The following is an 18,640-nucleotide window of genomic DNA, read 5'->3' as shown; positions in this document are numbered from 1 at the left end:
CAGCCAGATTTTGAGCCGGCCTCCCCGATGACGACGGGGCCGGCACCGAAAGGATAGTGATGGAATTTTTCCGCATCAAAAAAGACATTCCCTTCATGCGTCATGCCCTGATCTTCAATGCGATCTCGGCACTGACCTTCGTGGCCGCGGTGTTCTTCCTGTTCTCCAAGGGATTGCACTTCTCCATCGAATTCACCGGTGGCACGGTCATGGAAGTGGCCTACAACAAGCCGGCCGACCTGGAGAAGATCCGCAAGTCCATCGAAGGACTGGGTTACCGCGATACCCTGGTGCAGAGCTTCGGCACCGCCCAGGACGTGATGATCCGCCTGCCCGCACAGGCCGGCGTGAACGCCAGCCAGCAGAGCGAGAAGGTCAACGCCGCCCTGCGCGCCGATGATCCGGACGTGCGCCTGCAGCGCGTGGAATTCGTCGGTCCCCAGGTCGGTGACGAACTGGCTCACGACGGCCTGCTGGCGCTGGCCATGGTGGTGCTGGGCATCGTGATCTACCTGGCCTTCCGCTTCGAATGGAAGTTCGCGGTGGCGGCGGTGATCGCCAACCTGCACGACATCGTCATCATCCTGGGCTTCTTCGCCTTCTTCCAGTGGGAGTTCTCGCTCACCGTGCTGGCGGCGATTCTGGCCGTGCTGGGTTACTCGGTCAATGAATCGGTGGTGGTGTTCGACCGTGTGCGCGAAGCCTTCCGTGACCGTCGTTTCGGCAAGCTGTCCACGCCGGAAGTACTGAACCACGCCATCACCAGTACCATGTCGCGTACCGTCATCACCCACGGCAGTACCGAAATGATGGTGCTGGCGATGTTCTTCTTCGGTGGCCCGACGCTGCACTACTTCGCTCTGGCGCTGACCATCGGCATCCTGTTCGGCATCTATTCCTCGGTGTTCGTGGCAGCCGCCCTGGCCATGTGGCTGGGGGTGAAGCGCGAAGACCTGATCAAGCCGGTCAAGGTCAAGGACGAGAACGGCGGCGCGGTGGTCTGATTCAAGGATTGTCGTACGACGCAAAAAGGGCCGCCGCGTTGACGCTGCGGCCCTTTTTCATGAGAGGCCCTTCCGGAGTGGACAGGTCCGATAACACTGCATTGAAGTTTGAACATGAGCACATCCATCGATCTGAACGATATCGACCATGAACGCCGCTTCGGCGGCGTCGCCCGCCTGTATGGCGCCGCCGCCCTGCAACGCTTCCGCCAGGCGCGCGTCTGCGTGGTCGGGGTAGGAGGGGTGGGCTCGTGGATCGTCGAAGCGCTGGCGCGCAGCGCCATCGGCCACCTGACCCTGATCGACCTGGACAACCTGGCCGAATCCAACGTCAACCGCCAGATCCATGCCTTGACCACCACGCTGGGCCAGGCCAAGGTGACGGCGCTGCATGAACGCATCCGCCTGATCAATCCAAGCTGCGTGGTCACCGAGGTGGAGGATTTCGTCGATCCGGAGAACGTCGAGCAGATGCTGGGAGGAGGTCGTTTCGATTACGTCATCGATGCCATCGACAACGTGCCGGCCAAGGTGGCCATGATCGCCTGGTGCCGCAGCCACGGCATGCCCATGGTGACCATCGGCAGTGCGGGCGGGCAGATCGATCCGACCCGGATTGAAATCCGCGACCTCTGCCGCACCGAGCAGGAACCGCTCTTGGCCAAGGTGCGCAAGCGTTTGCGGTCACAGCATGGTTTCCCGCGCGGGACCAAGAACAAATTCCACATCGACGCAGTGTTCTCCACCGAACCGCTGCGCTTTCCGGAACTGGCCGAAGGTGAAGCCTGTGAAGTTCTTCCGGCAGCAGACATGGATGTGGGCGAGGACGCCGCCGACAGCACGCAAGCCGGCGTGACCGGTCTGAACTGCGCCGGCTTCGGCTCGGCCATGGTGGTTACGGCCACCTTCGGCCTGGTGGCCGCGGCACACGTCTTGAAGAAGCTGGCCGAACAGCCTGCCGTGCAGCCGTAGCGCGGGCAGGGCCCTAGTGCCCGCCGCCCTCATCGACCCGGTGCGCCGACACGCACAGCAAGACGCTCACGCTCACCAGCACCATGGCCGCGATCTCCAGCAGCGTCGGCCAGCGCTGTTCCCACAGGAAGCCGTAGAGCAGGGCGAACAAGGTCTCGAACAGGATCATCTGCCCGATCATGGTCAGCGGCAGCAGGCGGCTGGCCTTGTTCCAGCAGGCATTGCCGAAGAGCGAGGCGAAGATCGCCACCCCGGCCGAGACCGCCACGAAGTGCATCCACTGATCGCCCGGATGCGGCTGCAGCATCACGGTAAAGGCCGGTACGGCGATGAACAGCGACAGCAGCCCGGTGACCACGCCGATCAGCAGATTCCAATCGTGTGCAGAAACTTCATGCAGGCGTCCAAGCCAGCGGCTGTTACCCACCGCATAAGTGGTCCAGGACGCCAATGCGGCGAGGGCGCAGAAGAAGCCGATGACACTTTCCTTCATATCGCCCCCAGCCGCCCCGGCCAGCGACTGCCAGGCCACGCAGGCAATGCCTGCCAGGCCCAGGGCCAGTGAGGGGGCCAGCTTGCGCAGCGAGACGGCACCGTGACTACGGCTGCCGATGATGCTCACCGCCACCGGCAGGAAGCCGATCACCAGCGAGGTCATCGCCATGCCGCCCAGTTGCACGGCACTGGCCAGGAATACGTAATAGACCACATTGCCCAAGAGGCTCAGCCACACCAGCGCGCGCCATTCGGCACGGCCCAGATGGGGTAGCAGTTTTCTGATGCGCGGGGCGATCAGCAGGGCGGCGAACAGGCCGTAGGCGAGATAGCGCCCGGCGGTCAGTTGCCAGGGAGAGAAGGCGCGGGTCAGTTCAGGTGCCAGGAAGACCAGGCCCCAGGCGGCGCCGGCCAGCGCGCCATAGAAAATGCCTTGCAGAATCGGGTTGGAACGCATCGGGATCAACGTCTGCCATGTTGCAAAGGGAGGCAGTATGCCGCAGCCGCACGGCCAAGGATTGTTGCAGGCTACGGTTTTGTTGCGATCGGGTACGAAAGAAAAAAACGCCGACACGTGGCCGGCGTCTTTGCCTGCAAACGGTCCAGCCGTTCAGACCACGGAGCCGAACAGTCCTGCACCGATAAAGGCCAGCGCTACCACGCCGATACCCATGGACAGATAGGCCAGTACCGCCACCCCCGTGATGATGGTGGCCGAGGCCAGCACGATGGCCACTTGCAGCATGCCGGCGGCCATTTCCATCTTCTCGTATTTCTCCATGTAGGCATGCGCCTCGTGTTCGGCTGCGCGCGCCTTGTGGGACAGCTCCTTCTTGCCTTCACCGCTCTTCTCGTCACTGTCGTAATGGGCGATGGCATCGTCGAGCTTGGCGACGGCCGCATTGATGCGCTCATCCTTGGGATTGCCCAGCAGCGTGAGCTGCTGCCTGGCCAGTTGCGCCGCATTGCCACGGACCGACTTGGCCTGGAAGAAAGACCACAGGTTGGCCGCCTCCTGGTGTTTCAGGATGACCTCGGTCTGGTAAGACTTGGAGAGGGTTTCGGTAACGGCCAGCACCAACGCCAGGATGGCGATGAGCAGGGCCAGCTTCTTGTTGCCGGAAGCATGGGCGTGCTCGGCGTGTTCCAGGTTTTCGGTGGCTTCCGTCATGATGGTTCTTGTAATGTGGGAAAAATGAGGGCAGCCCGGTGCCAGGGCAGCGACTCAACAACGATTCATATTCGTATCGGTTGACCTGAATCGTCATGAAACTCGTATTTTCCCGTGGCGCGGCTGCGTCTGCTTGGCTTGAAAGGATTGCACTCAGGGGCAATGTTCATCGCGAACATTCGCATTTCCTCACGGTGCATCCTGTTCCGAGTGCAAGCCTCAGGATGGGCGGTTGGGTGCGTGTGCAAATGGCGTGCCCTGCAGAAGGGTTTGCCTTTGGCTACACTGTTGAGTCACAAATTCTGAAGGATTGGGATTGGATTTATTGACCGGCGTTATACAAAAAGACAATCACATAATTGTTTTTGATGAATTACATTAATGGTTCTTCGCAAGCATGACCGGGACAAGGCGAAGCTGGCCCCGCAGTACGGCGTCATGGTGCCGTAGCAGAACGCAGCCAGTCTATTGCCGAATCATCAAGCCGCCATTTGCCAGTCAGTCTGGTAGTGGCCACAGGATGCCCGTTCCCCGGTCCGGGCGTCATGACCATCGGGTCGATCAACAGGAGAGAACGCAATGTCCAACGAAGCCAAGTGCCCCTTCAACCACACCGCCGGCGGCGGCACCAGCAACCGTGACTGGTGGCCCAAGCAGTTGCGCGTGGATCTGCTGGCCCAGCATTCTTCCAAGTCCGACCCCATGGGTGAGGATTTCAATTACGCCGAGGCTTTCAAGAGCCTGGACCTGGCGGCGCTCAAGGCTGACCTGGCCAAGGTGATGACTGATTCGCAGGACTGGTGGCCGGCTGACTTCGGTCACTATGGTCCGCTGTTCATCCGCATGGCCTGGCACAGTGCCGGCACCTACCGCATCGGCGATGGTCGGGGCGGTGCCGGCCGTGGCCAGCAGCGTTTTGCGCCGCTCAACAGCTGGCCTGACAACGTCAACCTGGACAAGGCGCGCCGCCTGCTGTGGCCGGTCAAGCAGAAATACGGCAACAAGATTTCCTGGGCCGACCTGCTGATTTTGACCGGCAACGTGGCGCTGGAAACCATGGGTTTCAAGACCTTCGGTTTCGCCGGTGGTCGCAAGGATGTGTGGGAACCGGATCTGGACGTCTACTGGGGAACCGAATCGACCTGGCTGGGTGGCGATGACCGCTACGGCCGTGGCAAGGCCGGCGCTGCCCACGGCGAAATCACCGCCGACGCCGACCGTCACGGCAATGAGCAGAGCCGCACCGCCCCCACCGGGCGCAACCTGGAGAACCCGCTGGCAGCTGTGCAGATGGGCCTGATCTACGTGAACCCGGAAGGCCCGGAAGGCAACCCCGACCCGGTGGCCGCCGCCCATGACATCCGCGAAACCTTCGCCCGCATGGCGATGAACGATGAAGAAACCGTGGCCCTGATCGCCGGTGGCCACACCTTCGGCAAGACCCACGGTGCAGGCGATGCCAAGCACGTGGGTCGTGAGCCGGAAGGCGAGGAGATGGAAAGCCAGGGCCTGGGCTGGAAGAGCAGCTTCGGCAGCGGCCTGGGTGGCGACACCATCAGCTCCGGCCTGGAAGTGACCTGGACCCAGACCCCGGCCCAGTGGAGCAATTACTTCTTCGAGAACCTGTTCAACTATGAGTGGGAGCTGACCAAGAGCCCGGCCGGCGCGCACCAGTGGGTGGCCAAGGGGGCCGATGCGGTGATCCCGCATGCCCATGGCGGTGCGCCGGTGCGTCCGACCATGCTGACGACGGACTTGTCGCTGCGCTTCGATCCGGCCTATGAAAAGATCTCGCGCCGCTTCCTGGAAAACCCCGACCAGTTCGCCGATGCCTTCGCCCGCGCCTGGTTCAAGCTGACCCACCGCGATCTGGGCCCGCGTTCGCGCTACCTCGGTCCGGAAGTGCCGGCCGAAGAACTGATCTGGCAAGATCCGCTGCCCAAGGCGGAGGCTGCACCCATCGACGCGGCGGATGTTGCGGCATTGAAGGGCAAGGTTCTGGCGTCGGGCTTGTCGGTGAGCGAGCTGGTCTCGACCGCCTGGGCCTCGGCCTCCACCTTCCGTGGCGGTGACATGCGTGGCGGTGCCAACGGTGCCCGCATTCGCCTGGCCCCGCAAAAGGATTGGGCCGCCAACCAGCCGGCCCAGCTGGCCAAGGTCTTGAAGGTGCTGGAAGGCATTCAGGCCGGGTTCAACCAGGGTGCCAAGAAGGTCTCGCTGGCTGACCTGATCGTGCTGGCCGGTAGTGCTGCCATCGAAAAGGCGGCCAAGGATGCTGGTGTGGCCGTATCCGTTCCCTTCAGCGCCGGCCGCGTGGATGCTTCGCAGGAACAGACCGACGTGGCCTCCTTCGAGCCGCTGGAACCTGTCATCGATGGCTTCCGCAACTACCAGAAGCAGCGCTATGCCGTGCGTGCCGAAGACATGCTGATCGACAAGGCACAGCAACTGACCCTGACCGCCCCGGAAATGACGGTTCTCGTCGGTGGCCTGCGCGTGCTGGGCAACAACGTCGGTGGCAGCACCAAGGGCGTGTTCACGTCCAGGGTTGGTGTGCTGTCCAATGACTTCTTCGTCAATCTGCTGGACATGGGGACCGAGTGGAAATCCACCTCGCCCGCCCAGGAAGAGTTCGAAGGCCGCGACCGCAAGAGCGGCGCCGTCAAGTGGACCGGTACCCGCGTCGACCTGGTGTTCGGTTCCAATGCCGTGCTGCGCGCCCTGGCCGAGGTCTATGCCAGCGCCGACGCCAAGGAAAAGTTCGTCAGGGACTTCGTGGCGGCCTGGGTCAAGGTGATGGATCTGGATCGCTATGATCTGAAGAAGTAAGCAATCAAGCAATCAAGCAGTGAAGCGATGAGGGACGGCGGGCCGCAAGGCTCGCCGTTTTTCTTTGCGTATTCGCATGTCATGGAGATGTCATGGAGTACGCCCTTGCAGCGTCTATAGTGGCGTTCGGACTTTTCTTCACCTGCGAGGCGCATGATGGCTCTGAGCCTGGACGACATCGCCGTGCTGTTCACGCGGCACGGTCACACCCAATACACCGGCGAGCCGGTCACGCAACTGGAGCATGCGTTGCAATCAGCTTGGCTGGCAGAGCAGGAGGGTGCGGCCCCCAGCCTGATCGTGGCAAGTCTCCTGCACGATCTCGGCCATCTGCTGGAAGACCTGGGCCAGACGCCTACCCTGGCCGGTATCGATGACCTGCACCAGTACCGCGTTCTGCCCTTCCTGCGCGGCCTGTTCGATGACGCCGTGCTGGTCCCCATCGCGCTGCATGTGGATGCCAAGCGCTACCTGTGCGCCACCGATCCGGATTACTTCGCCCAGCTCTCCGCCGATTCGGTGCGCAGCCTGCAATTGCAGGGCGGGATCTTCGATGTGGAACAGGCTGCGGCGTTCATTGACCGGCCCTATGCAGAGGAGGCGGTCAGGTTGCGGCGCTGGGATGATCGCGCCAAGACGGCAGGGTTGACTACGCCCGATTACGCCCACTTTGCCGGCTACTTCAGCCAGTGCCTGCGGGCCTCGGCCAAGAGCGGCCGCCCTCAGGACAGGCAAGCCTTCCGATAGGCCGACGGGGTGGTGCCGCGCAGCTTGCGCAGCGCATGGGTCATGGCGCTCTGATCGCCATAGCCGCAGCGCTGGGCAATCAGGGCCAGCGGCAGGCTGCTCGTGCGCAGCAGCTGGCAAGCCCGGGCTACCCGCACTTCGGCCAGCCAGGCGCGCGGCGAGGTGTGCAGTTGAGCACGAAACCATTCATGCAGGCGGCTCGGCGAGATCGCCGCCAGCTCGGCCATCTGTGCCACCGTCCACGGATGTTCTGCCCGCGCCTCCACGCGCGCCAGCATCAGGTGCAGTCGCGAGAGCGTGCGGGGTGGCTGCTGCGTGAGCGTATCCAGCAGCAAAGGCACCCAATGCTGCAGCACCGTGTCGGCCGGGCGCGTATGTGCCAGCGAGACGGCCATGAATTCCACCAGCCTTCCCGCTGCCGCCGACAAGGGCAGGAAAGGGCGTTGCGCCAGCACCTCCAGTTGCAGGCTGCTGACCGTGGCCGGGGCCAGGTCCAGCACCAGCGAACGATTCTCACCGCCCGCACGGGTGGCATGGCGGGCTCCGGGCTCGACGAAGGCGGCCGTGGCGGTATCGGCCAGACCTTCGCGGCCGGCGATGTCCATCGCCAGGCGGCCCGCCAGCGGGAGCACCAGTTGCGCAAAATCATGCCGGTGCGCCAGCGATTCGTCGCGATAGCTGCGCAGATGCAGCTGCGCCAAGGAGGCGGCAGTGTCAGCAGGCGGCAGAGAGGGCTGGGTCATGGTGCGGACGAGGACGGGCAATGCTCGCATGATAGCGGACTTCGATAGCCGGATTTACGCTATTGCTTTCATATGGCTTCGATGTGAGCTGAATAGATTTGCCTGACATCCGTGTTTGCGGGCAGCAAGAAAAAGCCGCCGGGCTGGTGCGACGGCGGCTTCGAGAGGGGCGTCAGGGCGGGTGAACTTTACTGCATATGCCAGCCATGACTGACTACCACGGACTGGCCGGTCAGGGCATTGGTCGGGAAGGCCGCCAGGAAGACAGCGGTCTGGGCCACGTCCTGGGTGGTGGTGAATTCGCCGTCCACGGTGTCTTTCAGCATGATCTTCTTGATGACTTCCTCTTCGCTGATGCCGAACTCCTTGGCCTGCTCGGGGATCTGCTTTTCCACCAGCGGGGTGCGTACGAAGCCGGGGCAGATCACGTTGCTGCGGATCTTGTCCTTGGCGCCTTCCTTGGCCACCGTCTTGGCCAGGCCCAGCAGGCCGTGCTTGGCGGTGACGTAGGGTGCTTTCAGCGGCGAGGCCAGGTGCGAGTGCACCGAGCCCATGTAGATGATGGAGCCGCCACGGCCCTGCTTGATCATGGCCTTCATGGCCGCGCGCGTGGTCAGGAAGGCGCCATCGAGGTGGATCGCCAGCATCTTGCGCCAGTTCTCCAGCGACAGTTCGGTCACCGGGCTGATGATCTGGATGCCGGCATTGCTGATCATGATGTCCAGTCCGCCATAGGTGTTCACGGCATCGGCCACGCCCTTGTCGACCTGGGTTTCATCGGTCACGTTCATGGCCACGGCCATGGCGGTGCCGCCATTCTTGACGATCTCTTCAGCCGTGGCCTTGGCCGCTTCCAGGGCCAGGTCGGCGATGACCACCTTGGCGCCCTGCTTGGCGTATTCGAGCGCGATTTCCTTGCCGATGCCGCTGGCCGAACCGGTAATGAGAGCGACTTTATCCTTGAGTAGCATGATCTTCCTTTATGTTTCGAGTTGACGGACATTGCAAAGCTCGGCCGCCACGACTGCCCGCGCTGCTGCGCTCGACACTGCATGGCGGCCATCAATCCCTGGTTTCGATGAACTGCGCATCGAAAGATTCCACGGGTGCCGAATCGTCCTTGCACCCGTTTTCCTTGCCCTCGCGCGTACGCCTGCTCCCGACAGGGAGGTCTCCCGGCGCCGCTTTGTCATGCCATTGTAACGCCGGGCAGCTTCTTGTTGCTGCACCGCCAAAAGAGCCGCAAAGGTCATGTGCGTGAAACATTCGCTGGTTAGTCTGTGCAGCGTTATCCCGGGGACATCGGCTGTTTCTCGAAAATTATCAATCAATTCTTCGTCTTCATTCGAGACAGCCGCAATTCTGAGGGGGATACCGGAAGCAGGTCGGTCGAGCTCGCTTATGTTGTTTGACTGACCTGGCTGAAGTCTTCCAAGGTCTCCTTCAAACATCACCACAAAGGACAATGCATGAGACTGCTTACCATTCCTGCCGATGCCAATCCGAGTTTTGCCAAGCTCAATCTGAGCCTGGCGAGCACCCCGGAAGAAGTGCGCGAAGTACAGCGCCTGCGCTACAAGGTCTTCATCGAAGCGATGAACCTGTCGGCCCTGGCCAACCCGGAAGGCCTGGACAAGGATGAGTTCGACGACTACTGCGATCACCTGATCGTGCGCGACAGCAAGACCCTTTCGGTGGTCGGCACCTATCGCGTGTTGAGCCCGCACGGTGCGCGCCGCATGGGCAAGTTCTACTCGGAACAGGAATTCGATCTCTCGCGCCTGGACAACATCCGCGGCGTCATCGCCGAAGCCGGCCGTGCCTGCATCCACCCGGACTACCGCAGCGGCGGCGTCATCATGATGCTGTGGGCGGGCATTGCCGCCTACATGCGCAAGGAACGCTGCGAATACCTGATGGGTTGCGCCAGCGTGAGCCTGGCCGATGGTGGCCACAATGCTGCTGCGCTCTACCACGCTTTCCACGAGAAGAACCTGGCCCCGCCGGACTATCGCGTCACGCCGCTGTTGCCCTTCCCGCTGGAAGACCGCCAGGCCGGCGTCGAACCGCAGATCCCGCCGCTGCTGCGCGGCTACCTGCGCAGCGGTGCCTGGGTGTGCGGCGAACCGGCCTGGGATCCTGATTTCCACTCGGCCGATTTCTTCCTGCTGCTGCCGCTCTCCAAGCTCGACAGCCGCTATGCCCGCCACTACCTCAAGGATTCGAGGACCGCATGAAGCCACGCGAACAGTTCATGGAAAAAGCCCAGGGGCTGTTCGCCGACCTGGGTCCCGACCAAGACGCCGGTGATGACGAAGCCAAGCGCGATCCGCTGCGCTTTCGCACCATCTGGATTTCCGACATCCACCTGGGCACCACCGGCTGCCAGGCCGAGCGCCTGCTGGAATTCCTGCGCGCCACCGAGTCCGAGACACTCTATCTGGTGGGTGACATCATCGACGGCTGGCAGTTGAAGCGTCGCTGGTACTGGGACCAGTCCCACAACAACGTGGTGCAGACCGTGTTGAAGAAAGCCAAGAAGGGCACCAATGTCATCTTCGTCCCCGGCAACCACGATGAGGTGATCCGTCAGTTCATCGACCTCGATTTCGGCGGCATCAAGATCCGCGACGAACTGGTGCACGTGACCGCTGAAGGCAAGCGCATGCTGGTGCTGCACGGCGACCGCTTCGATGGCGTGATCGCTTGCGCCAAGTGGCTGGCCTATGTGGGCGACAGCCTCTACACCATGATCCTCAAGTTCAACCAGTGGTTCAATAGCTGGCGTGCCCGTGCCGGGCTGCCGTACTGGTCGCTCTCGCAGTACCTCAAATCCAAGGTCAAGAATGCGGTGAACTACATCACCTCCTTCGAAGACGCACTGGCCGACGAGGCCAAGAAGAAGGGACTGGATGGCGTCATCTGTGGCCACATCCACAAGCCCGAGATCCGCGACATCGGCGGTGTGGTCTACTGCAACGATGGTGACTGGGTGGAGAGCCTGTCGGCCCTGGTGGAAGAGCCGAACGGCGAACTGCGTCTGGTGACCTGGCAGGAAATCATGCAGAAGAAACGCGCTGGCAAGGAAGCGCGCCAGGCCGCACGCGAACTGGCCACCGCCTGAGGTTGGTCGGTTCATCGCGAATCATATCGTTTATATTGTTTATATAGTTTATGCGCATTGCCATCATCAGCGACGCCGGAGAGCCGCAAGTCAACGGCGTCGTCAACACCTTGCGCTCCACCGTGCGCTGCCTGCGCGGTTTCGGCCATGAAGTGCTGCTGCTCTCGCCGCGCGACTTCCGCACCTTCGCCTGCCCGACCTACCCGGAAATCCGCCTGGCCTACAAGCCCTATGCCCGCATCGCGGCAGCGCTCGAATCCTTCCAGCCGGACTGCATCCACATTGCCACCGAAGGGCCGATGGGACTGGCGGCACGTCGTTACTGCCTGCGCCACAAGCTCAGTTTCACCACCGCCTATCACACCCGCTTCCCGGAATATCTGGCCGCGCGCAAGCTGCTGCCCAAGGCCATCACCTATGGCCTGTTGCGCTGGTTCCATGGCCGTTCCGAAGCCATCATGGTGCCGACTCCGGCCATGAAGACGGCGCTGGAAGAAGAGGGTTTCCGCAACGTTGTCCTGTGGGGGCGGGGCGTGGATACCAGCCACTTTCGTCCGGCCTCGGAAGACCATGCCTGCATCGAACGCCCGCTGTTCCTGTACGTCGGCCGGGTGGCGGTGGAAAAGAATATCGAAGCCTTCCTCAAGCTGGACCTGCCCGGCACCAAGTGGGTGGTCGGCGACGGCCCGCAACTGGAAGACCTGACGGCACGCTATCCGGAAGTGCGCTTCCTGGGCGCCAAGGGGCATGATGAATTGCCGGCCTATTACAACTGTGCGGACGTCTTCGTCTTCCCCAGCAAGACCGATACCTTCGGCCTGGTGCTGCTGGAAGCCATGGCCTGTGGCATCCCGGTGGCGGCCTATCCGGTCGAAGGGCCCATCGATGTGGTCGACAACGGTGTCTCCGGTGTGCTGCGCCACGATCTCCATCAAGCCTGCCTGCAAGCCCTGAAGCTGGACCATGAAGCCGTGCGCGCCCATGCGGCGACGCGCTCCTGGGAGTCCGCGACCCAACAGTTCCTGCAGCATCTGCACCTGGCGCACCGCAGTGCGCCGGACCAGGCCGCCACCATCAAGCCGCTGCGCGAGAGCCGCTGATCCCTGGCGCAGATGCGGCTGCCCGAGGGCGGTTGCGTGTGCTGTCGACTCCTGATCTTCTCCTTTTTTGTCCTGCGTTTTCCTGCCGTCCGGCGTCGTCGCTGGCCAACCGGCAGCGCATGCTTCGCATCGTTGGAACGGTTTTTGCTCGACCTCAAAAGTCACGTGTACGGGTGGATTTACAGTGACGACGCCGAGGCATCGAGCAGACGAAAACAAACGAACAGGAGGGGGATATGAGGACATTGCTTGCCAATCTGAAACTGTGGCAGAAGTTTGCCTTGCTGGGCGGTCTGGGCATGTTGCTCTTTGGCGTGCCCACCGCTTTGTATCTACAGAGCAGCGAACGGGTGATTCGCTTCAAGCAGGAAGAGATCGCGGGTGTGCAGCCCATCCAGCGCCTGTTGCGCAGCCTGCAACTGCTGCAGCAGCATCGCGGCATGTCCGCCGTAGTGCTCAACGGTGCGCAGCAGACCGAAGCGGCGCGCCAGGCCAAGGCAGGGGAGGTCGACCAGGCCCTGCAGGCGCTGTTGCCGGACCTGCAGGGCTTGCAGCAGTCCGATCCGGCAGCCGTGACGCTGTTCATGGCGCAGCGCGATGCCTGGGTCAAGGTGCGCGATGCGGTGGCCGCCCGGCAACTGACGGCGCCCCGCAGTTTTGCCGCCCATAGTGCAGTGATCATGGCCTTGTTCGATCTCAACGATCGCATGCTCGATCATTATCGCTACACCGTCGATCCTGATTTCGACAGTACCCAGCTCATCAATGCGGCCTTCATCGCCATGCCGGGCGTGACCGAGGATCTGGGCCGCGCCCGTGCGCGCGGCGCCACCCTGTTGCTGAAGAAGGAAGTCCGTCGCGAGGACCGTCTGGAACTGGTGGCCCTGCTGGAGCGCGCCCAGGATCGCCTGGACATGGCCCGCAAGGCCTTCGCCAAAGCCGTCATCGCCAGCCCGGCACTGGAGGCGCAACTGAGCAGCAGCATGGCCAGCGCCGGCCAGCTGGGCCAGGAGGTCATCAAGCTGGCGCGCGAGCAGGTACTGCTGCCGCAGGAGCCGGGCTATGACGCGCAGACGTATTTCCAGCGCTTTACCCAGGCCATCGACGTGCAATTCAAGACCATCGCGGAGGTCACGGCAGTGCTGGCGACCCGGCTGGACCAACAGAACGCTGCCCTGCGCCGCGAGCAACTCACGGTGCTGGCCGCCATCCTCCTGCTGGCGTTGCTGGCGGCCTGGCTGGGCGTGCTGATCACACGCTCGGTCACCCGGCCGCTGCAAGCCTCGGTGGCGCTGGCCGGGCGGGTGGCCAGTTACGACCTGACCGCTCGCAGCCCGGTGCAGGGCCGCGACGAATCGGCGCAATTGCTGGGCTCGCTCAATGCCATGACCCGCAGTCTGGGCGGCATCGTCATGCAGGTGCGCAGCAGTGTTGAGCTGATGCAGCATGCCAGCGGCGAGATCGCCCTGGGCAATGCCGATCTCTCGCGCCGGACCGAAGCCCAGGCCTCCAACCTGGAGGAAACCGCCAGCGCCATGGAGCAGCTCACCTCGACAGTCCAGAACAATGCCGAGAACGCCCGCCAGGCCGATCAGCTGGCCGGTTCCGCCGCACGACTGGCCGAGCAGGGCGGTGTCGTGGTCGATGGTGTGGTCACCACCATGACGCAGATCCGGGAGAGTTCGCGGCGCATCGTCGAGATCATCGGCGTGATCGACGGCATTGCCTTCCAGACCAATATCCTCGCGCTCAACGCCGCAGTGGAAGCGGCCCGCGCCGGTGAGCAGGGCCGCGGTTTTGCGGTGGTGGCCTCCGAAGTCCGCTCGCTGGCGCAACGCAGTGCGGCCGCCGCCAAGGAAATCAAGGAACTCATCGGTGATTCGGTTCAGAAGGTCGATGCCGGTGGCCGACTGGTCGACCAGGCCGGTGCCACCATGGGCGATATCGTCGGATCGGTGCGGCAGGTGGCAGGCATCATGAGCGAGATCACCCAGGCCAGCCAGGAGCAGAGCAACGGGATCACCCAGATCTCGGATGCCATCGCCCAGATGGAAGCCATTACCCAGCAGAATGCCGCCCTGGTGGAGCAGGCTGCGGCCGCTTCGGAAAGCCTGCAGCAACAGGCCGAGGTGCTGCGCGAGGCGGTGGCGGTGTTCCGCACCGAAGGGGCATGATCGGCTGAAGACAAGGGTTCTCTGGTATTTTCTTTAACTATGCAAAACAAACATGCCGACATGCTCACAAAGCATTGGCATGCCGACCAGCGCCTCTTCTAAGATGCGCCACGTTCGCGTGCGCCTGTTGCCGCGTCCATGACAAAAAGACCATGAGGGACCATGCCTGCTCCGCCGTATGCGGCAGGGCAGGCATGAATCATGCTCCTGCGTGAGCGCAAGAACACGCAATTAAAAAGAGCAACGTGCGCGGTGCCTCTGTGCCCGTGCCGACATCTGCAGCATTGTCGACGTTTGCGTTACCAGGAAGAGAGCATCCATGATCCAACATCTCAAGATCGGCAGTCGCCTGGCCTTCGGCTTCTGCCTCATCCTGCTGCTGGCCACCGCCATCCTGCTGATCGGTCTGTGGCGCATGGCCGAGCTGGAAAACAGCAGCGAATACGTGATTGACCAGAAGGTCAGCGCCATGACCGCCGCCATGAACATGCGCGAGGCCGGCAGCCAGCTGGCCCTGGCTCTGCGCAAGGTGGTCACGCCCACCGACGCCGCCGAGGGCAAGGCCGAGGATGCCCACCTGGGGCAGATTCTGAAGGCCTATGCCGGTTATGAACAGCAGATCACCGCGCTCTCTACCGAGGGGCAGGGCAAGTCATTGCTGGCGGCCACCAATGATCAGAGCAAGAAGCTGTTCCCGCTGGTCGAGCAGATCCGCCAGCAGGTGGCCAGCAACAATTACTTCGATGCCGCCCAGCAGTTGAAGAGTGATTTCCTGCCTGCCCACGACAAGTGGATGGCCAGCGTGGCCGCGCTGGCCGCGTTCCAGCAGGAGGACATGAAGCAGGCCCACGCCGAGGCCAAGGACAGCTATCGCAAGGCCCAGATCGGCATGCTGGCCATGGGAGGGCTGACGCTGGCGCTGGGTTTCTTCCTCACCTTCGTCATCACGCGCTCCATCGTCAATCCGCTCAAGCGTGCCGGACAGATTGCGGAAACGATTTCCCGTGGCGACCTGAGTCACGACTTCCACGACCGGGGCCGCGATGAAGCCGCGCAACTGGTCAATGCCCTGGATGCCATGCAGGGCAATCTGGCTAGCACGCTCAACGAGGTCAAGGAAAGCGCAGCCGTCATCGCCGTGGCTTCGCATGAAATCGCGCGCGGCAACGTCGATCTTTCCAACCGCACCGAGTCGCAGGCCTCCAGCCTGGAAGAGACCGCCAGCTCGATGGAGCAGCTCACCTCCACCGTGCAGCAGAACGCCGCCAACGCGCAGCAGGCCAACCAGCTGGTGCTGTCGGCCTCGGACTACGCCACCAAGGGCGGCCGCGTGGTGGGCGATGTGGTGGCCACCATGGGATCGATCAAGGAAAGCTCGGGCAAGATCGTCGACATCATCGGTGTCATCGATGGCATCGCCTTCCAGACCAACATCCTGGCCTTGAATGCCGCCGTCGAAGCCGCGCGGGCGGGCGAGCAGGGCCGCGGTTTTGCGGTGGTGGCCTCCGAAGTGCGCGGGCTGGCCCAGCGCAGTGCCGCCGCCGCCAAGGAAATCAAACAACTCATCAGTGACTCGGTGGACAAGGTCGATGCCGGCGGCAAGCTGGTCGACGAAGCCGGCGCCACCATGAGCGAGATCGTGGCCTCGGTCAAGCACGTGGCCGACATCATGGGCGAGATCACGGCCGCCAGCCAGGAGCAGAGTGCCGGCATCGCCGAGGTCAACAACGCCATTGCCCAGATCGACGAGATCACCCAGCAGAATGCCGCCCTGGTCGAGCAGGCCGCCGCCGCCGCCGAAAGTCTGCAGGAGCAATCCGATGTGCTGGCCCGTGCGGTGGGCGTGTTCAGGCTGAAGACGGCGCAGCAGGTGCCACCGCAGAAGTCGGCGTTCGTACCGACCATGAGCGGTCCGCCAGCGACACGCACCATCAACCCGGCAGCGGCGGTGAGCGCGGCGAAGAGTCCGCCGGTGGCTGCTCTGCCGGCTGCGGCGAGCGCGGCCAAACGCAAGCCTGCCGCCGTGACGCGGGATGATGATTTCGAGGAATTCTGATCGGCTGTGCGGTGGTCCGACTGTATTGGTCGGTGAATTCATGATGTAACTTCAGTGAACCATCAATCAACAAAAAATCAACAGCAATGCAGCTCAGCGTGCAAGCGCTGCTACCCGTGAAGGTGGCGGCGCTTTTTTATTTTCAGTGGGTGGCAAGCACGTTTCGTGAGAATTCAAGATAATTGCGAAGTTGCCGTAAAGCTATATCAAACGTTGCAGACGGATCGTTCCGGCAAGGGGCGGGCGGTCAACTGCAGCACCGGGGGGAAAGAGCGCGACGTCGCGCAAGTGGCCACACAGGCCCTGCGACGATCACGCCAGTTGCGCGCAGCCCGCTGCCCCCGGGGATCCGCAGAACGGCATCTTTCCCTTCATCCACCGGAACCAGTCCATGTCCCTCAAGAACCTCTCGATCAAGGCGCAGCTTGCCATTGCCGTCCTTGTGCTTTCCCTCCTGCTGCTGGCGCTGGGCCTGTCGGGCCAGCTGGGCATGTCTGCGGCCGTGAGCATCAACCGCCAGCTTTCCGAAGAACGCATTCCCAAGACCGTTGCCGCCGACAATACCCTGATCTGGATCGGTCGCCAGCGTACCTCGCTGGACCAGGCCGCCATGACCAATGACCCCGCCTGGGCCGAGCGCATGATGGGCATGGATGCCAATGCGCGAAAGGAAGCCCAGCAGTGGTGGGGCAAGTACACCGCGCTGCCCCAGACCGAAGACGGCAAGGCGCTGGTCAAGAAGGTCTCCGACGGCATCGAGAAGACGGAGCAGGAACTGGCCCGCTTCGCCGAGGTGATCAAGGGCGGTGACCGCCAGGCCATCGCCGACCAGGCGCGCAAGGTCGGCACCATCTATACCGTCATGCAGCTCGACGGCCAGGCCCTGAGCAAGTATGAGACCGAGCAGGCGGCCCAGAGCGTGGAATCGACCATGGCGCGCTTCGAAGCCTCGCGCCTGTTCTCCATCGTGGCCATCGTCGCCGGTCTGCTGCTGGCTTTCTTCAGCTGGTGGTCGCTGCGTCGTGCCATCGGCGAGCCGATGCAGCGCGCATTGCATCACTTCGATGCCATTGCCGGCGGCGACCTGACCCAGCCGGTGCATGTGCATTCGAAGAATGAAATGGGGCAGTTGCTGCAAGGGCTCTCACGCATGCAGGAGAGCCTCACGCGTACCGTGCACGCCGTGCGCGGCGGCAGCGATGCGATTGCCACGGCCACCCGCGAGATCGCCTCGGGCAACCTGGACCTGTCCGCGCGTACCGAGCAGCAGGCCGCCGCGCTGGAGGAAACCGCTTCCAGCATGGAAGAGCTGACCAGTACCGTGAAGCACAACGCCGACAATGCCCGCCAGGCCACCACACTGGCAGTCAATGCTTCCACCATCGCCGCCGACGGCAATACCGTGGTGGGCCGCGTGGTGCAGACCATGGAAGAGATCCGCGAGAGTTCGGCACGCATCACCGACATCGTCAGCATCATCGACGGCATCGCCTTCCAGACCAATATCCTGGCCCTCAATGCGGCGGTGGAAGCCGCGCGCGCCGGTGAGCAGGGGCGCGGTTTTGCCGTGGTGGCCACCGAGGTGCGCGCGCTGGCGCAGCGCTCCTCCAGCGCCGCCAAGGAAATCAAGGAACTGATCATGCACTCGGTGGAGCGCGTACAGGCGGGCTCCGAGCTGGTCGGCCAGGCCGGCGACACCATGAATGACGTGATCCAGGCGGTGCAGCGCGTGACCGACATCATGAGCGAGATCTCGGCAGCCTCCAACGAGCAGAGCGCCGGCATCGATCAGGTCTCGCGGGCGGTCACGCAGATGGATGAAGCGACCCAGCAGAATGCTGCCCTGGTGGAACAGGCCAGTGCCGCCGCCAAGTCGCTGGAACAACAGGCTCAGGCGCTGATGCAGGAAGTGGCGATCTTCCGTGTGGGGCAGGGCGAGACGGCAACTGCGCGGCCCCCGGTCCAGGCACAGCGCCCGGCGCCCAAGCCGGTCGCCACGCCAGTCAAGCCTGCAGCACCAGCACCAGCGTCGTCGGCGCCGCCCAAGGTCGCCCCGGTGCTCAAGCGGGCGGCCTTGCCGCCGGTTGCGGACAACAAGGCCAAACCAGCCTCACGCGTCCCGAGCGGGGGTGATGACGGCGACTGGGAAACCTTCTGAGGCCGTCCGTTTTTTTTTGCACTTTACTTCACCTCTCTGCATGAAGCATCGCCGCAGCCCGCCTGGA

Annotated in this window: 15 protein-coding genes; 11 read left to right on the top strand and 4 right to left on the bottom strand. The window is 63.0% G+C overall.

All coding sequences use genetic code 11. The annotated features are described in order from the left end of the window. The first annotated feature begins 59 nt into the window (after nucleotides 1-59). Both secF and tcdA read left to right on the top strand, forming a co-directional pair. The gene (gene secF, locus ACODSZ_RS01810) at nucleotides 60-1,004 is read left to right on the top strand and encodes a protein translocase subunit SecF (RefSeq protein WP_175344115.1); all 945 of its coding nucleotides are present in this window, start codon (nucleotides 60-62) and stop codon (nucleotides 1,002-1,004) included. Between the two features lie 114 nt (nucleotides 1,005-1,118). Continuing rightward, entirely contained in the window at nucleotides 1,119-1,976 is an 858-nt protein-coding gene (gene tcdA, locus ACODSZ_RS01805; RefSeq protein ID WP_008326586.1) for a tRNA cyclic N6-threonylcarbamoyladenosine(37) synthase TcdA, read from the top strand. A gap of 13 nt (nucleotides 1,977-1,989) precedes the next feature. On the opposite strand, the gene ACODSZ_RS01800 is transcribed toward tcdA, so the two are convergent. Next, nucleotides 1,990-2,928, bottom strand: coding sequence for a DMT family transporter (locus tag ACODSZ_RS01800; protein ID WP_488926915.1), 939 nt, complete (start codon nucleotides 2,926-2,928; stop codon nucleotides 1,990-1,992). Between the two features lie 153 nt (nucleotides 2,929-3,081). Then, nucleotides 3,082-3,642 carry a DUF4337 domain-containing protein gene (locus ACODSZ_RS01795; RefSeq protein ID WP_175344114.1) on the bottom strand — a complete coding sequence of 187 codons (561 nt, stop codon included), beginning with the start codon at nucleotides 3,640-3,642 and terminating at the stop codon, nucleotides 3,082-3,084. Nucleotides 3,643-3,737: 95 nt separating this feature from the next. On the opposite strand from ACODSZ_RS01795, the gene ACODSZ_RS01790 reads away from it, so the two are divergent. The 3 genes from ACODSZ_RS01790 (at nucleotide 3,738) to ACODSZ_RS01780 (ending at nucleotide 7,218) form a co-directional block, all read left to right on the top strand. Continuing rightward, nucleotides 3,738-3,971 (top strand): hypothetical protein, encoded by a 234-nt coding sequence (locus ACODSZ_RS01790; RefSeq protein ID WP_175344113.1) that lies wholly within the window; start codon nucleotides 3,738-3,740, stop codon nucleotides 3,969-3,971. 250 nt (nucleotides 3,972-4,221) lie between these two features. Beyond that, a complete protein-coding gene (gene katG, locus ACODSZ_RS01785) occupies nucleotides 4,222-6,471 on the top strand; it encodes a catalase/peroxidase HPI (protein ID WP_488926914.1) in 2,250 nt (749 codons plus the stop codon). Between the two features lie 156 nt (nucleotides 6,472-6,627). After that, complete coding sequence (locus ACODSZ_RS01780) at nucleotides 6,628-7,218, top strand: phosphonate degradation HD-domain oxygenase (protein WP_008326592.1); 591 nt, start codon at nucleotides 6,628-6,630, stop codon at nucleotides 7,216-7,218. Here ACODSZ_RS01780 and ACODSZ_RS01775 read toward each other — a convergent pair. Then, nucleotides 7,194-7,961 (bottom strand): helix-turn-helix transcriptional regulator, encoded by a 768-nt coding sequence (locus tag ACODSZ_RS01775; protein ID WP_488926913.1) that lies wholly within the window; start codon nucleotides 7,959-7,961, stop codon nucleotides 7,194-7,196. The genes ACODSZ_RS01780 and ACODSZ_RS01775 overlap by 25 nt on opposite strands. A gap of 188 nt (nucleotides 7,962-8,149) precedes the next feature. After that, nucleotides 8,150-8,932, bottom strand: a complete 783-nt coding sequence (locus ACODSZ_RS01770; RefSeq protein WP_008326594.1) for a 3-hydroxybutyrate dehydrogenase — start codon at nucleotides 8,930-8,932, stop codon at nucleotides 8,150-8,152. Nucleotides 8,933-9,430: 498 nt separating this feature from the next. On the opposite strand from ACODSZ_RS01770, the gene ACODSZ_RS01765 reads away from it, so the two are divergent. The 6 genes from ACODSZ_RS01765 to ACODSZ_RS01740 all read left to right on the top strand — a co-directional run bounded on the left by ACODSZ_RS01765 (nucleotide 9,431) and on the right by ACODSZ_RS01740 (nucleotide 18,573). Then, a complete protein-coding gene (locus tag ACODSZ_RS01765) occupies nucleotides 9,431-10,198 on the top strand; it encodes a GNAT family N-acetyltransferase (RefSeq protein WP_488926912.1) in 768 nt (255 codons plus the stop codon). Then, nucleotides 10,195-11,085: a UDP-2,3-diacylglucosamine diphosphatase gene (locus ACODSZ_RS01760; RefSeq protein ID WP_008326597.1), complete on the top strand. Its 891-nt coding sequence runs from the start codon at nucleotides 10,195-10,197 to the stop codon at nucleotides 11,083-11,085. The genes ACODSZ_RS01765 and ACODSZ_RS01760 overlap by 4 nt, the downstream gene beginning before the upstream one ends. A 50-nt stretch (nucleotides 11,086-11,135) precedes the next feature. After that, nucleotides 11,136-12,185: a glycosyltransferase family 4 protein gene (locus ACODSZ_RS01755; RefSeq protein ID WP_175344109.1), complete on the top strand. Its 1,050-nt coding sequence runs from the start codon at nucleotides 11,136-11,138 to the stop codon at nucleotides 12,183-12,185. Between the two features lie 236 nt (nucleotides 12,186-12,421). Then, nucleotides 12,422-14,359 (top strand): methyl-accepting chemotaxis protein, encoded by a 1,938-nt coding sequence (locus ACODSZ_RS01750; RefSeq protein WP_488926911.1) that lies wholly within the window; start codon nucleotides 12,422-12,424, stop codon nucleotides 14,357-14,359. Nucleotides 14,360-14,678: 319 nt separating this feature from the next. Further along, on the top strand, nucleotides 14,679-16,415 hold the full coding sequence (locus ACODSZ_RS01745) for a methyl-accepting chemotaxis protein (protein WP_175344107.1): 1,737 nt from the start codon (nucleotides 14,679-14,681) through the stop codon (nucleotides 16,413-16,415). Nucleotides 16,416-16,806: 391 nt separating this feature from the next. Further along, nucleotides 16,807-18,573, top strand: coding sequence for a methyl-accepting chemotaxis protein (locus ACODSZ_RS01740; RefSeq protein ID WP_488926910.1), 1,767 nt, complete (start codon nucleotides 16,807-16,809; stop codon nucleotides 18,571-18,573). Nucleotides 18,574-18,640 lie beyond the last annotated feature (67 nt).

Source organism: Herbaspirillum sp. FG34 (genome assembly GCF_057809315.1).
Note: the sequence above shows the minus strand (reverse complement) of the source record. Positions and strands in the feature narration are given on the sequence as shown.

Bases quoted from the DNA above. Each gene is read 5' to 3' on its own strand.
- secF (WP_175344115.1), top strand. From the start codon at position 60: ATGGAATTTTTCCGCATCAAAAAAGACATTCCCTTCATGCGTCATGCC.
- tcdA (WP_008326586.1), top strand. From the start codon at position 1,119: ATGAGCACATCCATCGATCTGAACGATATCGACCATGAACGCCGCTTC.
- ACODSZ_RS01800 (WP_488926915.1), bottom strand. From the start codon at position 2,928: ATGCGTTCCAACCCGATTCTGCAAGGCATTTTCTATGGCGCGCTGGCC.
- ACODSZ_RS01795 (WP_175344114.1), bottom strand. From the start codon at position 3,642: ATGACGGAAGCCACCGAAAACCTGGAACACGCCGAGCACGCCCATGCT.
- ACODSZ_RS01790 (WP_175344113.1), top strand. From the start codon at position 3,738: ATGAAACTCGTATTTTCCCGTGGCGCGGCTGCGTCTGCTTGGCTTGAA.
- katG (WP_488926914.1), top strand. From the start codon at position 4,222: ATGTCCAACGAAGCCAAGTGCCCCTTCAACCACACCGCCGGCGGCGGC.
- ACODSZ_RS01780 (WP_008326592.1), top strand. From the start codon at position 6,628: ATGGCTCTGAGCCTGGACGACATCGCCGTGCTGTTCACGCGGCACGGT.
- ACODSZ_RS01775 (WP_488926913.1), bottom strand. From the start codon at position 7,961: ATGACCCAGCCCTCTCTGCCGCCTGCTGACACTGCCGCCTCCTTGGCG.
- ACODSZ_RS01770 (WP_008326594.1), bottom strand. From the start codon at position 8,932: ATGCTACTCAAGGATAAAGTCGCTCTCATTACCGGTTCGGCCAGCGGC.
- ACODSZ_RS01765 (WP_488926912.1), top strand. From the start codon at position 9,431: ATGAGACTGCTTACCATTCCTGCCGATGCCAATCCGAGTTTTGCCAAG.
- ACODSZ_RS01760 (WP_008326597.1), top strand. From the start codon at position 10,195: ATGAAGCCACGCGAACAGTTCATGGAAAAAGCCCAGGGGCTGTTCGCC.
- ACODSZ_RS01755 (WP_175344109.1), top strand. From the start codon at position 11,136: ATGCGCATTGCCATCATCAGCGACGCCGGAGAGCCGCAAGTCAACGGC.
- ACODSZ_RS01750 (WP_488926911.1), top strand. From the start codon at position 12,422: ATGAGGACATTGCTTGCCAATCTGAAACTGTGGCAGAAGTTTGCCTTG.
- ACODSZ_RS01745 (WP_175344107.1), top strand. From the start codon at position 14,679: ATGATCCAACATCTCAAGATCGGCAGTCGCCTGGCCTTCGGCTTCTGC.
- ACODSZ_RS01740 (WP_488926910.1), top strand. From the start codon at position 16,807: ATGTCCCTCAAGAACCTCTCGATCAAGGCGCAGCTTGCCATTGCCGTC.